At 42.8% G+C, this 21,013-nt stretch carries 13 protein-coding genes; 7 read left to right on the top strand and 6 right to left on the bottom strand.

The genetic code is table 11. The annotated features are described in order from the left end of the window. Positions 1-404: 404 nt before the first annotated feature. Positions 405-3,011, top strand: coding sequence for a bifunctional aconitate hydratase 2/2-methylisocitrate dehydratase (gene acnB / locus PN499_RS01325; protein WP_272029778.1), 2,607 nt, complete (start codon positions 405-407; stop codon positions 3,009-3,011). Positions 3,012-3,076: 65 nt separating this feature from the next. Then, the gene (locus PN499_RS01320) at positions 3,077-3,625 is read left to right on the top strand and encodes a cobalamin biosynthesis protein (RefSeq protein WP_272029777.1); all 549 of its coding nucleotides are present in this window, start codon (positions 3,077-3,079) and stop codon (positions 3,623-3,625) included. 40 nt (positions 3,626-3,665) lie between these two features. Here the strand turns inward: PN499_RS01320 and PN499_RS01315 are convergent, their stop codons facing one another. Beyond that, positions 3,666-4,034, bottom strand: coding sequence for a phage holin family protein (locus PN499_RS01315; RefSeq protein WP_272029776.1), 369 nt, complete (start codon positions 4,032-4,034; stop codon positions 3,666-3,668). A 107-nt stretch (positions 4,035-4,141) separates the two neighbouring features. Between PN499_RS01315 and PN499_RS01310 the strand changes: the two genes are divergently transcribed. Then, positions 4,142-4,660 carry a pentapeptide repeat-containing protein gene (locus PN499_RS01310; RefSeq protein WP_272029775.1) on the top strand — a complete coding sequence of 173 codons (519 nt, stop codon included), beginning with the start codon at positions 4,142-4,144 and terminating at the stop codon, positions 4,658-4,660. A gap of 15 nt (positions 4,661-4,675) precedes the next feature. On the opposite strand, the gene PN499_RS01305 is transcribed toward PN499_RS01310, so the two are convergent. The 3 genes from PN499_RS01305 to PN499_RS01295 form a co-directional block, all read right to left on the bottom strand. Next, positions 4,676-5,128, bottom strand: coding sequence for a pepsin/retropepsin-like aspartic protease family protein (locus tag PN499_RS01305; protein WP_272029774.1), 453 nt, complete (start codon positions 5,126-5,128; stop codon positions 4,676-4,678). Then, positions 5,128-5,487, bottom strand: coding sequence for a hypothetical protein (locus PN499_RS01300; protein WP_272029773.1), 360 nt, complete (start codon positions 5,485-5,487; stop codon positions 5,128-5,130). The genes PN499_RS01305 and PN499_RS01300 overlap by 1 nt, the downstream gene beginning before the upstream one ends. 78 nt (positions 5,488-5,565) lie before the next feature. Further along, complete coding sequence (locus PN499_RS01295) at positions 5,566-7,743, bottom strand: lytic transglycosylase domain-containing protein (RefSeq protein ID WP_272029772.1); 2,178 nt, start codon at positions 7,741-7,743, stop codon at positions 5,566-5,568. Between the two features lie 378 nt (positions 7,744-8,121). Here PN499_RS01295 and PN499_RS01290 point away from each other — a divergent pair, with 378 nt between their 5' ends. Together PN499_RS01290 and PN499_RS01285 are read left to right on the top strand one after the other, a co-directional pair. After that, positions 8,122-9,597 carry a leucyl aminopeptidase gene (locus PN499_RS01290; RefSeq protein WP_272029771.1) on the top strand — a complete coding sequence of 492 codons (1,476 nt, stop codon included), beginning with the start codon at positions 8,122-8,124 and terminating at the stop codon, positions 9,595-9,597. 365 nt (positions 9,598-9,962) lie between these two features. Further along, positions 9,963-11,090 (top strand): fatty acid desaturase family protein, encoded by a 1,128-nt coding sequence (locus PN499_RS01285; RefSeq protein WP_272029770.1) that lies wholly within the window; start codon positions 9,963-9,965, stop codon positions 11,088-11,090. 236 nt (positions 11,091-11,326) lie between these two features. Here PN499_RS01285 and PN499_RS01280 read toward each other — a convergent pair whose 3' ends face one another. Continuing rightward, a complete protein-coding gene (locus PN499_RS01280) occupies positions 11,327-11,911 on the bottom strand; it encodes a hypothetical protein (RefSeq protein ID WP_272029769.1) in 585 nt (194 codons plus the stop codon). A 366-nt stretch (positions 11,912-12,277) separates the two neighbouring features. Between PN499_RS01280 and PN499_RS01275 the strand changes: the two genes are divergently transcribed. Together PN499_RS01275 and PN499_RS01270 are read left to right on the top strand one after the other, a co-directional pair. After that, positions 12,278-14,581: a PAS domain-containing sensor histidine kinase gene (locus tag PN499_RS01275; protein ID WP_272029768.1), complete on the top strand. Its 2,304-nt coding sequence runs from the start codon at positions 12,278-12,280 to the stop codon at positions 14,579-14,581. A gap of 433 nt (positions 14,582-15,014) precedes the next feature. After that, a complete protein-coding gene (locus PN499_RS01270; protein ID WP_417063860.1) occupies positions 15,015-17,726 on the top strand; it encodes a PAS domain-containing protein in 2,712 nt (903 codons plus the stop codon). Between the two features lie 28 nt (positions 17,727-17,754). On the opposite strand, the gene PN499_RS01265 is transcribed toward PN499_RS01270, so the two are convergent. Continuing rightward, positions 17,755-20,928 carry an ATP-binding protein gene (locus PN499_RS01265; protein ID WP_272029766.1) on the bottom strand — a complete coding sequence of 1,058 codons (3,174 nt, stop codon included), beginning with the start codon at positions 20,926-20,928 and terminating at the stop codon, positions 17,755-17,757. Between the last annotated feature and the right edge of the window lie 85 nt (positions 20,929-21,013).

Genomic DNA, 21,013 nt, shown 5'->3' with positions numbered 1-21,013 from the left:
AACCCTATTGCTGTCTAAGCAAAAAACTATATCAAAAAATGTAGTAAATTTGACATTTTTATTTCCAAGCAGGGCGGCTCCACCGCTCGCGATCGCACAGATCGCCCTATTGCCCTCGCCTTGGCAGTTTGGGGGAAATCTCCCATAAGTATTGAAATCCACTGTTTTTTTAGTTGCGTTAAGTTTTTATAAGGGTAAGGGCTTTTGGCAAGTTGGGAAGGTAAGCTTCCCGATCTATAGCAACCGCTTTCAGCGGTTAGGGGCTAGGGGCTAGGGGCTAGGGAAAGAAGAGCATAGAATTAAGGGTTTGAGGAAACTAGAATGTCCTAACCACCTTGACGGTTGCTATACAAGCGAAAATCGCCCATTGAAAGTCGAAAATGCCATCTTGAGGAGACGAAATCATGCTAGAATCTTACCGCGCACATACGGCCGAGCGGGCAGCAATGGGAATTCCACCGCTACCGCTGAATGCTCAGCAAACCTCTGAACTTTGCGAACTGCTAAAAAATCCGCCCACAGGCGAGGAAGAGGCGTTAGTAGAGATGCTGCGCGATCGCGTGCCACCGGGAGTAGACGGGGCCGCTTATGTGAAAGCTGGATTTTTAACTGCGATCGCCAAAGGCGAAATTCACAGCCCGTTAATTGCACCCCAGTGGGCAGTTTACCTGCTAGGAACGATGCTAGGCGGCTATAACGTGCAATCTTTAATCAGCTTGCTATCCTCTAACGACCCTGCAATGGCAGCCTCGGCAGCAGCAGCGCTAAGCAAAACCCTGTTAGTATTTGATGCTTTCCACGATGTACTGAATCTATCGGAGATCAATCCCTACGCTAAGCAGGTAATGGATTCTTGGGCAAATGCCGAGTGGTTCACCGGTCGGCCAGTTTTGCCAGAAACGATTACTGTTAGCGTGTTCAAGGTTCCGGGCGAAACCAACACCGATGACCTGTCCCCTGCTACTCATGCTACCACGCGACCGGACATTCCGCTACACGCTTTGGCAATGCTGGAAACGCGGCTACCAGGATCGTTAAGTGCGATCGCAGCATTGAAGCAAAAAGGCCATCCTGTCGCCTATGTCGGCGATGTTGTCGGTACGGGTTCCTCGCGGAAATCGGCAATTAACTCCGTACTCTGGCATATCGGTAATGATATTCCTTTCGTACCGAATAAGCGGAATGGGGGATATATTTTAGGTACTGCGATCGCACCTATTTTCTTCAACACCGCTGAAGATTCCGGCGCATTACCCATCGAATGCGATGTTAGTAAAATGGAAACAGGCATGGTAATTACCATTCATCCCTACAAAGGCGAAATTACTAATGAAGCCGGTCAAGTTATTTCCACTTTCAACCTCAAACCTGACACTATCTTAGATGAAGTTCGTGCTGGCGGCCGCATTCCTTTACTAATTGGTCGCACTCTTACCGATAAAACCCGCGAAGCTTTAGGATTAGGAATAAGCACAATCTTTACCCGCCCTAAACCACCCGCAGATACGGGCAAAGGTTACACTTTAGCTCAAAAAATGGTAGGCAAAGCCTGTGGTTTACCAGGTGTTCGTCCCGGTACTCCCTGCGAACCAATTATGACAACAGTTGGCTCTCAAGATACCACAGGGCCGATGACCAGAGACGAGTTAAAAGAACTAGCTTGTTTGGGATTTAGTGCCGATTTAGTAATGCAAAGTTTCTGTCACACCGCTGCTTATCCCAAACCAGTCGATGTCAAAACTCACCAAGAATTACCCGATTTTATTGCTGAACGTGGCGGCGTAGCTTTACGGCCAGGAGATGGGATTATTCACTCTTGGCTAAACCGAATGTTGTTACCAGATACAGTGGGAACTGGCGGCGATTCTCACACCCGTTTTCCTCTAGGAATTTCCTTTCCTGCCGGTTCGGGGTTAGTGGCTTTTGCTGCTGCTTTGGGTGTCATGCCTTTGGATATGCCGGAATCAGTTTTAGTCCGGTTTAAAGGAGAATTGCAGCCAGGAGTAACCCTGCGGGATGTGGTAAATGCAATTCCATATATTGCCATTCAAAAAGGATTGCTAACTGTCGAAAAGCAGAACAAGAAAAATGTGTTTTCTGGGCGAATCATGGAAATCGAAGGTTTGCCAGACTTGAAAGTTGAGCAAGCTTTTGAATTGACAGACGCATCCGCAGAACGTTCTTGTGCTGGTTGCACAATTAAGTTGAGCGTAGAGACTGTTTCTGAGTATTTACGTTCTAACGTGGCGCTGTTGAGAAACATGGTAGCACGGGGCTATGTAGATGCTCGGACTATGATGCGCCGCGTGGCAAAAATGGAACAATGGTTAGCAAATCCAGTGTTAATGGAAGCCGATACTGATGCCGAGTATGTTGAAATCATTGACATTGATTTGAATGAGATTAAAGAACCAATTGTGGCGGCTCCCAATGACCCGGATAATGTTAAGTTATTGAGCGAAGTAGTGGGCGATAAAATTGATGAAGTATTTGTTGGTTCTTGCATGACAAATATCGGTCATTATCGAGCAACTGCAAAGGTCTTAGAAGGGGAAGCTGTAGTTAAGACCCGCTTATGGATTTGTCCGCCAACACGGATGGATGAATACCAGTTGAAACAGGAGGGAATTTACACCACTTTCGAGGCTGCTGGTGCGCGAACTGAGATGCCAGGCTGTAGTCTTTGTATGGGCAATCAGGCGCGGGTTGAAGATGGGGCAACGGTGTTTTCTACTTCGACTCGTAACTTCAATAATCGTATGGGTAAGGAGGCGAGAGTCTATCTTGGTTCTGCGGAATTAGCTGCTGTTTGTGCGATGTTGGGGCGCGTACCAAGCGTGCAGGAATATATGGACATTGTGGGTAAGAAGATTGAGCCTTTTGCTGATGATTTGTATCAGTATTTGAACTTCGATCAAATTGCTGGCTTTGAGGATGAAGGGCGGGTAATTGCTTTGGAAGATATGCCTCGGATTGAGGATCTTTTGGGGATGCCTGCGGCGGTGAGGTAATATTTTGTAGGGACACGGCAAAGCCGTGTCCTGACTTAGGCAAATAATTGATATAAGTCAAGGAGATGATGATATTATCAGAATTATCGCTTAATTTGGGTATCCCAAAAGTGCCAGAGTATGCTAGAAATTTATGGATAGGAATAGGTTGCCAAAGCGGAACTTCTAGAGACGTGATAGAATCTGCTATTAAACAAGTATGCTGCAATTATGATTTAGCAGAAAGTACGATCGCAGGCATTGCTACTATTGATACTAAGGCTGATGAAGTTGGATTAATAGAACTTTGTCAAGGGCAGAATTGGCAATTAAAAACCTTCTCTGCTGAGATTTTAAACTCAATTCCAGTACCCAACCCTTCAAAATTTGTTGCCCAATCAATCGGTGTTCCCAGTGTAGCAGAAGCTGCCGCTATTTGTGCTACAATTAACCAAGAATTCTTCACCGCCGATAAATGCAAGCAGATATTTAATCACGATCTGCATTCATCTGCGTTTATCTGCGGTTCAAAAAAAAACCTCCTAGTTCCTAAACAGATCTTTCGTTCCGATTGTAAACAGGGGACTAGAGGAGGTGCGGTGACAGTGGCGATCGCCTCAGCAGAAACAGAATAAAGCGATCGCACTGACTAACTGTTTGAATCCTTAAGGTTTATTAGATCCCAGTCCTATCCACATTCACAAAATTGCCGATCAATCCAGAAACAAAAGATAGGACGATCGCACCGAAAAATGCAGGCCAGAAACCGCTAACCTTAAAGCCAATATCGAACACTCCCGCCAACCATGCTGCCAAGGACAGCGAGATCGCATTCACTACCAACAAAAACAAACCCAGAGTAATAATCGTCAGAGGTAGTGTCAAAAGTGTGATAATCGGTCTCACAATCGCATTGACGAAACCAACCAGAACCGCAGCCACCAAAGCAGCAGGAAAACTACTAATCGCAATACCTGGTACGATATTGGCAGTAATTACCAGTGAAACGGCTGCAACTAGCCAAGTTAAAGCAAAATTTAGCATAGCTTTTTAGAAGTTCATCATTACTATTGATGATTTTACCCGTTTTTGCCGTTGAGCTGAGTTCGGCATACACTACTCCCATATCTACTTGCAAGGAAAACGAATTTATGATACTTCGGAAACTAGCTGTATTCGCGATACCTACGGTGGCCTGCGCCTACGCACTCTTTCTTTTAACTTGGTCGTTACCAGCCCAAGCTCAATCTAAATATTACGCTCCTCCCTTATCTTATAGCAATGCTGAACTCACGCGCCGCGACTTTTCGGGTCAAATGCTGCGATCGGCTGAATTTTCTAATGCTAACATGGAGTTAAGTGATTTTAGTAATGCCGATTTACGAGGAGCAATTATGAGTGCTTCTGTGATGGTAAAAGCGAATTTACACGGTGCAGATTTAGCTTACGCAATGGCAGATCAGGTAAATTTTACTAATGCTGATTTAAGCGATACTGTTTTCTCGGAAGCAATTTTACTGAGATCGACTTTTGATGATGTAAATATTGATGGTGCGGACTTTACAGATGCAATTCTTGATGGTTATCAAGTTAAAGAATTGTGTAAAAAAGCCGTTGGTGTTAATTCTAAAACTGGTGTTGTTACTCGCGATTCTTTAGGCTGTAAATAAAGTGGGAGCGTTTTTTTACAGGGGGCCGAAGTAGAAAGTATCTGTATTTGGATCTGCTGCAAATCGGATTCTTTCTAAAAATCCAGTTAAACCTAAGAAAGAAGGAAAATCACCCCAATATTCCTCTACATCAGGAACGAAAGCAGTAGCATCTACATACAAACTCTCACCTTCTTTTCCAAGTAACTTAATAGTTACCCGAATAAAACCCCCTTCTAAACGCATACCTCTAACTAGCATTGTTGTCCTTTCAAAAGTATCAGCAGGAGTGAAACCTGCAAGTCTAGCAAGTCGCGGCGACCAGATTACGTAAGGCGCACCCGTATCGACCACAGCCTCAGTAAGCCTCCCTTCAATTTCTACTGATAAAACGATCCGATTTGTAGTTTCGCTTTCAGTCGCGGGACGATACTCGTAAGGACTAGCACCAGTGGCAAAACTATCCCCGTTTGGAAAAAACAGTGTCATTAATAAATCGCTGTTACAAATATACGTTTTTCTTTTATATCACCTACCTGCTCCACTAATTCATCAACATTTTTTCCAATCGCCAATAATTGACCATTCTTAAGCGCTACCCAGTTTCCTCGATATTGCATCCGGTTCTGCTTGATCCAATCTTGATTGAGCCAGATATTAGGATCGGTCGGTTCTTTGCTGACTCTAACTACCGATGGTGCTAAGATACGAGCGATCTTCTTAATTTCAGCATGATCGGGGTAATGCTCAACTGCTTTAAATGATAGCTGCTGTGCTCCTGCAAAATCGCCACTGTTTACAATAGTTCGCATCGCTTCGATGTATTCTTCTGGTGAGTTGTAAGTCATAGATTAACCTCTGTATTTATTGCTATTGTAGCTTAACGTAAACATTGAGTCCGACAGGGGTTAAAATCCCCGTCGGCATTAAGGTTTAGTTGGTTGTTGATGCGCCGCAGTATGCTGCATCATTAACTGATTTATCTCTGGATTGTAAATCCTTAAATAATTCCAGTAATTCTCAAACACAGACTTCACATATCCCTTAGTTTCATCATAGGGAATTTTATCCACAAAAGCATCAGGATCGTTAAAGCCAAATCTCTGTAACCAATCTCCGACTGCACCAGGCCCGGCATTGTAACTCGCTACTGCTAACATTGAATTATTCTTATACTCATCATGGGTATGATCGAGATACCAAGTACCGAGTTTAATGTTGTCGTCTACATTCTCTAAAGAATAGTTTTTGAGTTGAATTTGCTTAGCAATCCAATCCCCTGTTTCTGGCATGACCTGCATTAAACCAGTTGCGCCGACTGCTGATTTAATCCCTGGCATAAATCGCGATTCTTGCCGAATTAGGGCGGTAACTAATACTGGATTTAAACGCATTTCTCCAGACCACTTAACAATTGTTTCTAAGTAGGGAAATGGATATAATGCTTGCCAGTAAGCAGGTTGCTGTCTTAAGGATAAATATTGGTTTTTATCCTCTGGTTCTTCTCGTTGCCGTAAACTTGAAATCATCCACAATCCATCTAGATTATCTCCTACTCCTATCCGCATTAAACCATCAGTAAATTGTTCCGGTATTGACGGCTTCATCTGATTTTTAAACTCAACTTGCCATAGCGTCCAAGCCGAAAGATCTTGACCTAACTGATAGAGTTCTTTTAAGGTTTCAGAACCCGCTGGAGGTTCTGGTCTTTGAGAGAGTGGGACTACATTGGGAGATAAGCTCCGTACAGTGGTAAAATCTCCTACAGGCCAACCCAGAAATACCGCAGAACGCCAAGCAAAATAAGATTCTGGATAGCGGGCGATGGTATATTCAAATGCTTTTTGTGCATCCTCCTGACGACCGATTCGCTGCGCCCATTTTCCTACCCAAAATGCTGCTTCGGGTGCTAATATGCTATCGGGGTTATTATTGGTTATATCTCTGGCTTGTTGCCAAGCTATTTTTAAATTTCCCGCCTTCGCGGCTTGTTGGGCGATCGTCCAGCGTAGTTCAGCAGCGGCATCAGAATTGCTGTATTTTTGTAGCAACATTTGACGAGTTTGGGAAGCTAACTTTTCGTTTCCTTGCTTGTCAATAATTTTAGATTTGTCTAACAGTGCTTCGGGTGCGCGATCGGGGAATTTGCTAATAGCGCGATCGAGGTAAACTAAAGCTTCTTTGGGTTCGGAAATTCGCGAAATTCTGATTAAGCCTAAAGCGGTGTCTTCGCCTCCATCCGGAAATTCAGTTATCAGTTGTTTATAAGCAATTTTAGATTCAGGTATTTTTCCATCTAACCATAAACCTCGCGCTTTACGGTAGAGATTTCGGGGGGTGCGGGGAGATTTGGCGTAGGCGATCGCAGCTTTGCCATAATCCTGCTTTTCCCAATAGCCGAAGGCGATCGCTTCCCAATCTTCGGGTTTCAAGAAGGCAGAATATTTCTGGGCTAAGGTTTCTACTATTGAGCCGTAATCTTTGAGGTACAAGCCATGTTTGGCGATCAGTAATAGTAATTCTGGCTGATTGGGATTTGCTTTCAGCCGCGATCGCGCCATTTCTATAGTGCGGGGATGAGACGGAAATTGCGCGATCGCCTTGTCCCAATGTTCCGGCTGCGTTTTTCCTAAAATATACAAAGCTTCAGCCGCAACGGGATCGTTCTCATAGCGTTTGAGCAAATCCTGCCAAGTATTTTCGGCTTTACCTGCTTCGCCTGCTGCTTCGTAAGCTTGGGCCCGTAACATCACAATGTGAGATGCTAAAATCGGATAATCTTGCTCTAATCTCTCTAACAAAGTGAGAGCCTTTGCCGCTTCTCCCTTTGCCATTAAATCTTTCGCCAGCAGATAACGCGCTTCGCTACGAGCCGTAGATTGTGGCTGTTGCGCGATCGCTTCCAACTTCTGCGATCGCTCTATTGGCGAGAGCGATACCAAAGTCCTAACTTCCGCCTCCGCGATCGCTGTATCCTGGGGTGTCAGATTCGCAGACGAACCAAATCCAATCCACTTCGTCACCGGCGCAAAAGCTCCGATCGCCAGAGCGCAAACGGAAACGCCTATCAATAGAGGAACTGTGGTTTTGCGTTGCTTGAGCATAGGAAATTAGAGAATGGGGACTAGAGAAAGGATAATAGGACTAAATCCGAGATTGTAATGTCGCCTCTGGGCGGCGATCGACAACCCCCCAAAGGTCAGGGCTGATTCATTGTTTTAAAGCTATAGTCCGCCAGGGGTTAAAAACCCCTGTCTCATAGTTTAAGTCGTCTGAAGACGACTAGAGACCTAGTATTTCAGTCCGTTTCAACCGACTTCAGTAATGAGAGAGCGAATTTATTCCCTGGTAGCTTTCGGGAGAATGAATCAACCCCCCCAGAGGCGGCGTTACCCAAGTAATGCCTAACTCTTGATAAACAACTAAACCACCATCTACAAAGTACAATCTAAAATCTAAAATCTAAATCTAAAAATTGGAACATGGAATTTCAACCCACTGATACAGCCCGCTTGGAATGGACGGGAGACGCTCTTGCTATTGGTTTATTCGAGGAAGCGGTAGAATTAACCGATGAACTCGTAAAACTAGATGAAAAGCTAGCAGGTACTTTAAAAGAACTCATTGACGAGGTAGAATTTAAAGGTACAACTGGCAGCAGTGCGATCGCTCGCGTTGGTAGTCACAGTCAAATCCGCAAAATCATCATCGTTGGTTTGGGTAAACCAGAGGAACTAAAATTAGAAACCTTGCGCCGCGCCGCTGCCGCCACTGCTAGACTGGCCAAAAAGGAAAAATGCAAAACCTTGGGAATTAGCTTTCCCGCCTTAGAGGATGCACGGGATGCTACAGCGCAGGCGATCGCAGAAGGCATAGAACTAGCTTTATATCAAGATCTCCGATTCAAGTCCGAACCTGACGATAAAGGGCCTGCGATCGAACGAGTAGATTTGCTCGGTTTAGGTGGCACTGAAGCCGCCATTACCCGCGCCCATCAAATCTCTGCTGGAGTGATTCTAGCACGGGAATTGGTAGCCGCACCCGCTAATTCTGTCACGCCGATAACGATGGCCGAGACTGCTCAATCCCTTGCCTCTGAATGCGGCCTAGCTTTAGAAATATTAGAGCGGGAAGACTGCGAAAAGCTAGGCATGGGAGCATTTTTGGGAGTTGCTTTAGCATCCGACTTGCCGCCTAAATTCATTCACATGATTTACAAACCGGAGGGAACACCTCGGCGGAAAGTTGCGATCGTTGGGAAAGGCTTGACCTTCGATTCTGGTGGCTTGAATATTAAAGCTGCTGGCGGTATTGAAATGATGAAAGTAGACATGGGTGGCGCTGCTGCTACTTTAGGTGCTGCCAAAGCGATCGGACATTTAAAGCCAGATGTCGAAGTTCACTTTATTAGTGCCGTCACTGAAAATATGATCAGTGGCAAAGCCATGCACCCTGGAGACATTTTGACAGCTTCTAATGGTAAGACTATTGAAGTTAACAATACCGATGCCGAAGGGCGTTTAACTTTAGCAGATGCTTTGGTATATGCTGATAAGTTGGGATTAGATGCCATTGTCGATCTCGCTACTTTAACAGGTGCTTGTATCATTGCTTTAGGTGATGATATTGCTGGTTTATGGAGTCCTGATGACAAGGTTGCTGCTCAATTTGCTACCGCCTCTGAACTTGCCGGAGAAAAATTCTGGCGGATGCCTTTGGAAGAGAAGTACTTTGAAGGTTTGAAAGCTTTGCACGCTGATATGAAAAATACGGGGCCACGTCCCGGCGGTTCGATTACGGCGGCACTGTTTTTGAAGCAATTTGTTAAGGATACTCCTTGGGTTCACTTAGACATTGCTGGGCCAGTGTGGACTGACAAGGAAAATGGTTATAATAGTGCTGGTGCAACGGGTTTTGGAGTTCGGACTTTGGTAAATTGGGTGTTGGGTGATGGTTAGAATAGAACCGATTTAATAATGCAATTAGGGCGTGCTTTGCGCGCTCTTTCTCTTGGTAATTGGTAATTGGTAATTGGTAATTAAAAGCAATACCTATCCGATTGAAAACTACTATATTCTGTATCATTGCGAGCTGATATTCCGTGTCATTGCGAGCGAAGCGAAGCAATCTCAAGGCTTTGCGATTGCTTCGCTTCGCTCGCAATGACATATTTATAATGACATATTTACAACGACATATTTATAATGATATAATTAAGTTTGATTTTGTTCGTTTCTTTGCCTATTATGATATAATTCACAAAAGTGATATTATACATATACAATAATTCAGAGCTCTATGCTCAAGATTTAGGAATTACACAATGCAGTCAGAAAAATTGAATGATACTGTAGACACCGGAATGCTGATTCACCAATCGGTGTATGCTAAAAAACTGCGTCCCTTGCTGCCACCAGCAGCCTTTCAACCAGATTCTAGTAAGTTGGTTATAATGTTCATTAATATGGGCATTTTACTATTAGGCTGGGGAATTGCCGAGCGTTTAAACCAGTGGCCTATCTATCTTTTATGGCTTTATTTACCTTTAGCTTTGATTATGGGTAATAGTATCGTAACCGTGGGATTTTTCGCCCATGATTTCATGCACGGTAGCGTTAATAAAAAGTCTCGTATAACTTATAATATAATTAGTTTTCTAGGTTTTGCAATGATGTTTATGCCTCCAACTCAGTGGAAATATGTGCATAACATTGTACATCACGGCCAAACAAATTATCTAGAAGATCCGGATCGCAATTACCTTTATCAGCAGCCGAATAGTTGGGGAAAATGGATTCATAATTTCTTTGCGCCAGCGCTTGATAATCCATCTTGGTTATTAATAGTGGGACTTCCAGCCTCGTGGTTATTTCATCAATTTTGCCACCTCTCGTCGATCCTCTTGTTTAATAAAAAATCTGTGGATTATGTGCCTGCTGCATTCACAGTCAGTCAGAAAGATAGATTGAGAATTGCTCTTGAGTTGTTTGCGGTTTTATGCCTGCATTTTAGCATTTTATTCTATTTAGAGTTTCATCCGCTAAAAATCGTTCTTGGGTACTTGCTACCCTTAGCATTTGGTCATACAGTTGCAATGTTTTATATCTATACAAATCACCTGATTTGTCGGATGACAACTGTTAACGATCCGTTGATCAACAGTCTTTCTCTCCGGGTTCCTAAAATCGTCGATCTGTTGCACTTTAACTTTTCCTATCACACGGAACATCATATTTTCCCTAGTCTCAACTCAGACTATTATCCTCTAGTTCAAGAGTTGATAGAAATTCACTATCCTGGCCGGATGAATTTACTGACTGCTGGTGAAGCTTGGCAATTGTTAATGGAAACTCCCCGTCATTACAAAGATGATGTCACCTTAACTGATTATTCGGGTAAAGTTTCGGTAAATTGCCCTCTGGATAATTCTGATGTTATGCCTTTGGGCTAGCTAAATACACCTGTCACGCTTGCAAGTCTCTATAGACTACGACTAGAAGCGACGTTACTGACCAATTTATACCCTGACGAGGTTGTTATCTCGTCAGGCTTACAACTTTATATCCTAATACGGTTCAGTTAACGCTCTGCGACGAATTTAACCTTACGATTTTAGAGGCAATACAGGCATCTTTTAGAAGTCAGATTCTTGTTAACTGAACCGTATTGCTCTATATCAATAATATATCAAGATTTCTTTAGTGAATCAAGAATTTCCTGAAGTAACTTAACCACATCCTCTCTCTTGTACTTTTCTTTCACCCATTGTGTACCTGCAAATGTATTTGAGTCTTTCACGACTAGAGTTAAAGCAGAAGTATACCACTGATCTCCTTCTAAATCTTTATAGATAATCTTGATCGGTAAAGAGCTGCCATATTTCCATACATTGTCTTCTGGTTTTCTCGATGTTAGACCAAAAGAATTTGAAATTTTTGCTCCCGCAACAAGTAGAGGAATTACACCATCATTATTGAAGCATTTAAGAATTAACTCTATTTTGGGATCGTTAATTGGTGGAGTTATACATTGTTTTAAATCTTCAATATTTAATTGTAATTGAATATCGACTGCTGGACGATTGCCACTATTGATAACTAGCAAATCATAAGTGGTAGCTATATTGCCCGAAGACTCAGTTTCAACAAATGCTGACACGATAGGTCGGTTAGTTTTTTTCCATAATTTTACTGTATTGCGATATGACAAAACTGCTATTAAAGTAGACGCTGCCATCAATAGAATTCTCAATGTTTCTATATCGATTTTCAAAGTTTAACTCCTAGTATATTTCGATCAACTTCAGCTACGGATAGCGAGCGCCAATTTCTTCTGCTGTTGCTCTTTGCTTGCATACAGCAACATTATCCAATGTTATATGAGTTTCGTCAACCCGAACTACGCCATCAGCATCTACGCTTTTTCAGGGATTAACCACACGCGCAGAGGACGCAGAGAGAAGAAGAAAAAATAGAGTGAAAAGCAAGAGAAAGTTAGCCCTTTAAATACTCATTGATATAATTATTGCGATCCACCCCGCCAAAAAATAAAATTTCTGCCAAAATGGGAAACAGCTAGATTATAGACAAATCCCTTTAAGTCTAAAGTCTCAAATCCATCGTCCAAACTCTAAAGTTTATGCCGGAGCTCCTGACAAACTTTTTGACCTCAAACCCATTTCTCCCGCAGGGGTATTGCTACCTCTGGAATCCTGAATTAATCTGGCTACACGCCGCCTCTGATGCGTTGATTGCTCTGAGCTATTATTCAATTCCCCTGATGATGGCGTATTTCCTGTATCGGCGGCGGGACTTGCCTTTTTCCTGGGTGATTTGGTTGTTTGGAGCTTTTATTGTCGCCTGCGGGACTAGCCATTTAATAGATGTTTGGACGCTCTGGCATCCGACTTATTGGTTGTCTGCAAGTATTAAATTTATTACTGCTACCATCTCCGTTTATACTGCTGTATCGCTGTTACCACTGATGCCGCAAGCTCTGAGTATTCCTAGTCCCCCACAGTTAGAGGCGGCTAATGAAAAACTAGCACAAGAAATTCGCGATCGCACTGCCGCTCAAGCACAAATTTCTCAACTTAATGCCGAACTGGAACTGCGAGTTAGTCGGCGGACAGCACAATTGCGCGAAAGTCAAGAACGCTTTCGCTTATTAGTTGAAGGTGTCCAAGATTATGCTCTGGTGATGCTCGATCCTGAAGGCAAAGTTGTTAGTTGGAACAGCGGTGCAGAAAGAATTACTGGCTTCAAGGCAGAGGAAATTATGGGTCAGTATTTCTCTTGTTTTTACGAAGAAGAAGCAGTCCGTTTGGGGAAACCTGAAGAGTTCTTAGAAATAGTATTAGCTGAGGATCATTTTCAACAAGAAGGCTGGCGATTACGAAAAGATGGATCGAGATTTTGGGCCAATGTTGCGATTACTTCGCTGAGGGATGAAGCTGGAATGTTGCGCGGTTTCTCAAAAGTAACGCGCGATGCTACGCAGCGCAAAATGCTACAAGAAAAATTATGGCGCTATAGTTATGCGATCGCACTCACTGGTAGTGCCATCAGAATCACCAACGCCGATAACCAATCAATTTATCACAACCAAGCTTTCATTGACTTGTTTGGTTACACAGTCGATGAACTCAATGCCGTTGGTGGCCCAATTGCGCTCTATCTCTCTCCAGAAGTAGGCTCTGAGGTCTATCAAATTATTAACGATACTGGTTGTTGGAGCGGTGAAATCGAACTCAGAACTAAATCTGGTGCGATCGTACCAACTTTGTTGCGTGTTGACTGCATTTTGGATGATGCCGGCAATCGCTTGGGATTGGTAGGCGTTTGCACTGACATCTCCGAGCGCAAACGTGCTGAAGCTGCTTTGCAACAGGCAAAAGCTGAGTTAGAACGCCGAGTTGAGGAACGCACTCAGGAATTATCGGAGCAAAATTTGGCCCTGCGACAATCGGAAGTGCGACTAACAGAGAAAAACGAGCAGTTAAAAGATGCTTTGCGAGAACTAAAACAGACTCAATCTCAGCTCATTCAAACTGAAAAAATGTCTAGTCTCGGTCAGTTAGTTGCAGGTGTCGCTCACGAAATTAATAATCCTGTCAATTTCATTTATGGCAATATTTCCCATGCTTATTCCTATTTTGCAGAGATGCAGCGAATTGTAGGTCTTTACCAGCAGTATTACCCCCAGCCTCTACCTGAAATTCAAACAGTGATTGAGGAGATTGAACTTGATTTCCTACTAGAAGATTTGCCCAAAATCCTCGATTCCATGAGGTTAGGAGCAGAGCGTATCCGCGAAATTGTCCAGAGTTTACGTAATTTTTCTCGGCTTGATGAAGCTGAGATGAAGCCTGTAGATATTCACGAAGGTATTGATAGTACGCTGTTGATTTTACAGAACAGGCTGCGAGAAAAGCCGGGAAAACCCGCGATCGCAGTGATTAAGGAGTACGGTCATTTGCCGAAGGTTGACTGTTTCCCCGGTCAGTTAAATCAGGTGTTTATGAATGTCCTGGCCAATGCGATCGACGTTCTGGATACTCAACCTTCCCCTGGCTTGATTACGATTCGCACGGAAGTAGGGAGTGGGGACTGGGAAAATAGGGTTAGGGATTTGGCGATCGCTCCGAGTTCTTACCCGGAAGTCACTACAGACGGGAAACTGGGGACTGAGGACTCAAAACTCCCCAATCCTGAATTTGTGCTAATTTGGATTACCGATAATGGGCCAGGAATGTCCCAGGAGGTGCGCCGTCGGATATTTGACCCTTTCTTTACCACAAAACCCGTGGGTAAAGGTACTGGTTTAGGCTTATCTATCAGTTATCAGATTATTGTCCAGAAGCACGGTGGCGTTTTCAAGTGCATCTCAGAACCTGGCTGTGGCGCTACCTTTGCGATCGCCATTCCAGTGCGGCGGAAATAATTAAGTCATTTTCAGTTGGATCAGAACGGCTAATTGCTAATTGCTAATTGACTTCGGCGTAAGCACTCAGTCGCCCACTAATTCTTAATTACTCATTACTAATGAAGGACTCCACCGATCTTACAATATATAGCAACCGCCATGATGACTCTTGATAATTTTATTATTTTAAGAACTTACGTAACGCCGCCCTCTGGGCAGTAGTCACCTCCCAAACGGCGGCCTTACAGATAACAGTCCTAATCACCTTGGCAGTTGCTATAAAACGTTGATAAAATACATAAAACTATAAACATTTTAATATAAAAAAATAGGATAATTAAATTTAGTTCCTCAACAGGAACAAACCTGGAAGTAAGCAACCCTGCTGCTTCTTTCCTTCCTTGACTAAAGTCCATGGGGTTTTGCGGTTATGTCTTATGAAAAGAACTTTATGCAGCAACTATTAAAAAGTTTTTTGTCAGTAGATTTTATGCCTCACGGAAGATGCTATCTGTGGAATCCCGGATTAATCTGGCTGCACGTCATCTCAGATTTGCTGATAGCAGTAGCATACTATTCAATTCCGCTGCTACTCCTCTATTTTGTCCAAAAACGGCGAGATTTACCCTTTAACTGGATGTTCCTGTTATTCGGAGCCTTCATTATCGCCTGCGCTACAGGACATATCATGGAAATTCTGACCCTGTGGTATCCTGCCTACTGGCTCTCTGGCTCCCTGAAAGCTTTAACAGCCGTCATTTCCCTATCCACAGCCGGATTGATGATACCGCTGCTCCCCAAAGCCTTGGCCCTGTCAAGTCCATCTCAGTTAGAAGCGACAAACCTTGCTCTAGCAAAGAAAATTCAAGAACATGAAGAAGCAGAAGAAGCAATTCGAGTTTTGAATGCAGAATTAGAACAGCGAGTTAGCGATCGCACGGCCGCACTTACCTGGCTCAATGAACAACTGCAAAAAGAAATTGCCGATCGCAAACGCGCTGAAGAAACCTTACAACTAACCCAATTCTCCGTTGATTGTTCTGCCGATGCCGTATTTTGGATCGGCTCCGATGCCAAATTATTATACGTCAATGATGCTGCTTCCCGCACCCTGGGTTATTCACCAGAAGAGCTGTTGACAATGACTTTTCACGACATCAACCCAGACTTTCCCGAAACCGCGTGGAATTTACACTGGAATGTGATGAGGCGCTGCGGTTCAGTTAATATTGAAGCCCATCATCGTACTAAACATAATCGGATTTTTCCTGTCGAAATTACCATCAATCACCTGCAATTTAATGGTAAAGAATATCATTGTGCCTTTGCGCGGGACATCACCGATCGCAAACTAGCAGAAAAGGCTTTACAAGCAAGGCAAGAAGAGTTTAGCTCTCTAGTTTCTAACATTCCGGGAGCCGTCTATAGGTGTGCGTGCGATCCTCACCGAACAATGGCTTTCCTGAGTGACGGCATACAAGCTATTAGCGGCTTTCGAGCCAAAAATTTTATTAATAGTAGGACGCAATCTTTTGCCAGTATTATTCATCCTGAAGATCGAGAAATAGTACAGGATACAGTTCAGAAAGCCGTCGATGTGAAACAACCATATATTATCGAGTATCGGCTATTACATAAAGATGGTAATATCAGGTGGGTTTACGATAAAGGTCAAGCTATTTTTGATGGATTGGGAAAGGTTTCATGGCTAAATGGAGCAATTTTTGACATTACAGAACACAAACAGGCGGAAGTAGAACGCAGTGAATTAATGGCATCCCTGCAAGCAAGTGAAGAGCGCTTGCAGCTAGCTTTAGCAGGAACCGACCAAGGATTGTGGGATTGGAATTTAGTAACGGGAGAAGTTTATTTTAGCGCTCAGTGGAGCCAGATTTTAGGCTATGCTGCGGATGAGATTAACGGAGAGGCGAGAGCGTGGTTTCATCTCGTGCATTCAGAAGATAGACCGAAAGTGATTCAAATTCTCAAACAACATTTAGCAGGTACTACGCCTTTTTTTGAAACCGAACACCGAATGCTAACAAAATCTGGGGAGTGGAAATGGGTTTTAAATCACGGTAAAGTAGTGACTTGTAGTGAGTTTGAAGCCATGTCCGAAGTTGGAGAAAATCAGCAAGAAGCTATTAAGTTCAAATCTCCTAAACCACTGCGGATGACTGGTACACTAAAAGATATTAGCGATCGCAAACAAGCCGAAGATTCTTTGAGAGAGTCCGAAGCAATTGCCCAGCAAAAAGCTCAACAGCTCGAACTTGCTCTTAAGGAACTTAGGCAAACTCAATCTCAACTAATTCATACAGAAAAAATGTCTTCTCTGGGTCAAATGGTAGCTGGTGTTGCCCATGAAATTAACAATCCTATTAGCTTCATTTACGGCAATCTCACTTACGCCACTCAGTATATCAAAGATGTCTTAAATTTAGTTCGCCTCTATCAAAAATACTATCCGCAGCCAGCACTAGAAATTCAACAACAAACAGAGGCAATCGAGTTAGATTTTCTCAGCGAAGATTTACTAAAAATCTTATCTTCGATGAAGATGGGAGCAGATAGAATTCGGGAAATAGTTCTCAGTTTACGAAACTTCTCGCGACTAGACGAATCAGAAAAGAAACCTGTTGATATTCACGAAGGCATTGAAAATACGCTGCTAATTTTGCAAAATAGGCTCCGAACTCGATCGGATATTCCTGAGATTCAGATAATTAAAAAATATGGCAATTTACCTAAAGTAGAATGCTATGCCGGACAACTAAATCAGGTATTTATGAACCTTCTGAGTAATGCTATTGATGCTTTGGAAGAATTTTATCGGCAAAAAGAATGCAGATCTTATTTTGATGAATCAGGCTTATCTTCTTTTGCGGTAAGAGGCGGGCCGATGATTTTAATTCGCACAGAGTTGCTAGAAGAAAGTGTAATTAGCATCCGTATTGCCGACAACGGTCAGGGGATGACTGAGGAAGTAAGCCACCGCTTATTTGACCCATTTTTTACTACTAAACCCGTCGGTAAAGGTACAGGTTTGGGCTTATCTATTAGTTACCAAATTGTAGTAGAGAAACACGGAGGTAAGTTACAGTGTAATTCAGTATTTGGACAAGGTTCGGAGTTTGCGATCGAGATTCCTCTGAAGTGCTAAGTAGACGGTTAACCGTTAACAAATTTAATTAATCCTTTTGCGTGTATTGACTAATAAAAGACTTTAACTGTTTTTCTTGAAAATTTTTAGCAAATTCGCACAACCGATCGGCAAAGGGAATAAAATTTGCGTCCAAAGCCTTTAAATTCTCGGCTTGTTTTAAAATCTCTTTTAAATTGCCTTTCATGATTAAATCGTACAAAATATCAATTTTTTCTGAGGGGGGAGGAACGATAATCGCTGTTGGTGATACGGCCAACTTTTCTTTAATAGCTGTAGTCGTGGGATAGGGAAATTCAACTGAATCTCTGTACAGCCAGGATATCCCTAAAAGCTTCTCCAACAATCCAAACAAATCAGCAACTTGTACAGGCTTGGGCAGAAAAGCATCAGCCCCAGCATCCAAACTATTGTATTGGTCAGTTTCAAATACTGAAGCTGAAGAAACGATTACTAGGATTTCTCTAAATTCAGGAGATTCGCGCAAGCGCCGCACTAATTGGAAACCATCCATTTTTGGCATCACCAAATCGGTGATTATTACATCTGGGCTTAACTCGCGAACACGATCTAAACCTTCAAGGCCATTAGCAGCTTCGGCAACTATAAAGCCAATTGGCTTGAGTAAATTGACAATCACAGAGCGATTTTCCCAGCGATCGTCTACTATTAAAATTTTGCGCTTGTCGCCTGTAAAGCCCAGTATTGTTTGTGTGGGCTCTGTTTTTAGTAAAGTCTCTGCTTCGCCAGTAGAAGGTAAAGGTAAGTCAAACCAGAATTGACTACCAGCTTGGGACTTACTGGCGACTTTAATGCTGCTCCCCATCATTTCAATAATTTTTAAACTAATTGCTAATCCTAAGCCAGTTCCTTCTACCATGCGGCGAGTATCACCGACCTGTTCAAACGGCTGAAATATTTTCTGCATTTGTTCGCTAGTCATTCCCACACCAGTATCTTCTATTTGAAAGCGAATTGTATTAATATTTGTGAGGGTACTTGTGGTTGATTCCACAGATATTAAGTCTACGACTGCAACTTTAAAGGTGACTGCACCTGCATCTGTAAATTTGACAGCGTTCCCCAGGAGATTTACCAGCACTTGCCGCAAACGTTTTTCATCAGCTTCAACAACGTAAGGGAGTGCAGCGTCAAAGTTGCAAATAAAAGAAATGCCTTTTTGTTCGGCTTTAATGCGGCAGATTTCACTGACCACTTGAAGAAATCCTAGAAAATAGAAACTGGTGGGATATAGTTCCATTTTTCTAGCTTCAATTTTGGAGAGGTCTAAAATATCATTGATCAGAGTAAGCAAGTGGGAACCACACTTGTAAATGATGTTAATTTCTGCAAGTTGTTTTGGAGTTAAACTACTATCTCGCTGGAGGATTTGAGCGTAACCTAAAATTCCGTTAAGAGGTGTTCGTAGTTCGTGGCTCATGTTAGCCAGAAATTCGCTTTTAGCTTGATTGGCAGCATCAGCGGCTAGTTTAGCTTCTTGCAGTGCAACTTCTGCATTTTTGCGGTCTGTAATGTCTTGAAAAGTTCCTTTCAGTTTGACCGGAATATCATTTTTGTAGTGAGGTTGACCGAGAACGTGAACCCATCGCTGATTTTTTTTTGCGGTGACGAACTGCAACTCTACATCAAAAGGCTCTTTATTTGCCATCGCTTGCAAACTAGCATTTTTCAAAATCTCTATGGACTCAGATGGATAGAAAGCCATTACGCTTTCAGGAGTTAACTGAAAATCTAAATCAACTTCGTAGATGCGGTAAATTTCCTCTGTCCAAGTAAATTCTTGAGTTTCTAGATTCATTTCCCAGCCACCTACTTTTGCTATCCGCTGGGTTTGGTTAAGGAGACCCTCACTTTCTCGGAGTGCAGCAGTCCGTTCATCAACTCGCTGTTCTAACTCTTCGTTCGTGTTTTCTAGGGCAGTAAAAGACTCTTGTAATTGCTGTGCCATCAGGTTGAATGACTCAGCTAAAATATCTAATTCCCCAATCCCTTCAATCTCTACTTTTTGATTTAATTTCCCGCTTGCTATAGCTTGGCTGGCATTCCTCAAACGCAGAATTGGCTCTGCTATCCAGCCAGAGGTAAAAATCCCGATAGTTGCAGCCAGAAGTGACGCTAAAAAGCACAGGAAAATAGTAGCGCGGGTATTAGAATTAATTTGATCCATGAAGTCTGCTTCGGGGACGGCGACTACAATTAACCAGTCAATACCCCGACCGTCTTTAAATGGTGTTACCTGTAGAAATTGCTGTTTGCCGCCCAAGTTAAACGTAAGTTGCTGGTTAGTATTAATTTTGCTCAAGTTGCCAAAATTATCTATTAAATATTGGGAGGAAAGGCGAATCAAAGGTACGCTACTTTCAGTCGCTTTCATCCGCGTATCAACCTTATTATCTTTACTAACTAAAAATGGTTTTTCCGAGGTTGAAGAAGCTACAATCAGTCCAGAGCGTTCCATGATGAATGTCTTTCCAGACTTCCCAATTTTTAAACTATTTAGAAAGTCACGGGTTTCACTATCAAGTAGCTGCGTACCTAAAACTCCTATCAATTTACCAGTTGAGTTGTAGACTGGCTGGCTAGCAGTAATTCCCAAATTATTCCTTCCAAATACCACAAAAGGATGGCTCCATGTGGGTTTTCCGGCTGCAAGTGCTGCTTTATACCAGGGTCGAGTTCGTGCGTCAAAAACAGGGATGACTTTTTCCAGCTTTTTGCGATTGCCAAAACTATCTGTAGAGTACCAGAAGAATTTACCACTAACAAACCCTTCTGTTGCGCGAATTAATAATTTATCATCTTCATGACGCTGAACTAAAGCGAGTCCTCCAAGAGGATTACCAAAATAAATAGCATTTACTGACTCAAACACTTGAAGCTGATGCCAAAAATGACGCTCCAACCCCCTCTGATTCTGCACATCTAACAACTTAAGATCGATAGTAGCCGCCAGGCTTTGATTCAGTTGATGAGCGCTAGCAAGATAAGTTCGTAGGTTCTGCTCAATGCGATTGCTAATTTCACTCCGTAACTGAGTGGCGACATCGTTAACGGCTTTCTGTCCGTTGCGTAATGATAGCCATCCGGTTAATCCTACAGCCGCAAAAATTTGTAGTAAAAATGGCCCGACTAAAACAAGGCGAAGGGGGATTTTTCTAGAGCTAAAGGCGGTTGAGGGCATAATAGAATAGTCCAGCCAGCGTGATATTACGTTATCTTATGTTTAACAAAAACACAAGTAAAATATTGGCTTATTTTTTAGTAGA

This window comes from Kamptonema animale CS-326, from assembly GCF_028330895.1.
Classification (GTDB): Bacteria; Cyanobacteriota; Cyanobacteriia; order Cyanobacteriales; family Microcoleaceae; genus Kamptonema; species Kamptonema formosum.
The sequence above is the reverse complement of the archived record's forward strand: the minus strand, read 5'-3'. Positions and strand labels throughout refer to the sequence as shown.

Bases quoted from the DNA above. Each gene is read 5' to 3' on its own strand.
- acnB (WP_272029778.1), top strand. From the start codon at position 405: ATGCTAGAATCTTACCGCGCACATACGGCCGAGCGGGCAGCAATGGGA.
- PN499_RS01320 (WP_272029777.1), top strand. From the start codon at position 3,077: ATGATGATATTATCAGAATTATCGCTTAATTTGGGTATCCCAAAAGTG.
- PN499_RS01315 (WP_272029776.1), bottom strand. From the start codon at position 4,034: ATGCTAAATTTTGCTTTAACTTGGCTAGTTGCAGCCGTTTCACTGGTA.
- PN499_RS01310 (WP_272029775.1), top strand. From the start codon at position 4,142: ATGATACTTCGGAAACTAGCTGTATTCGCGATACCTACGGTGGCCTGC.
- PN499_RS01305 (WP_272029774.1), bottom strand. From the start codon at position 5,128: ATGACACTGTTTTTTCCAAACGGGGATAGTTTTGCCACTGGTGCTAGT.
- PN499_RS01300 (WP_272029773.1), bottom strand. From the start codon at position 5,487: ATGACTTACAACTCACCAGAAGAATACATCGAAGCGATGCGAACTATT.
- PN499_RS01295 (WP_272029772.1), bottom strand. From the start codon at position 7,743: ATGCTCAAGCAACGCAAAACCACAGTTCCTCTATTGATAGGCGTTTCC.
- PN499_RS01290 (WP_272029771.1), top strand. From the start codon at position 8,122: ATGGAATTTCAACCCACTGATACAGCCCGCTTGGAATGGACGGGAGAC.
- PN499_RS01285 (WP_272029770.1), top strand. From the start codon at position 9,963: ATGCAGTCAGAAAAATTGAATGATACTGTAGACACCGGAATGCTGATT.
- PN499_RS01275 (WP_272029768.1), top strand. From the start codon at position 12,278: ATGCCGGAGCTCCTGACAAACTTTTTGACCTCAAACCCATTTCTCCCG.
- PN499_RS01270 (WP_417063860.1), top strand. From the start codon at position 15,015: ATGCAGCAACTATTAAAAAGTTTTTTGTCAGTAGATTTTATGCCTCAC.
- PN499_RS01265 (WP_272029766.1), bottom strand. From the start codon at position 20,928: ATGCCCTCAACCGCCTTTAGCTCTAGAAAAATCCCCCTTCGCCTTGTT.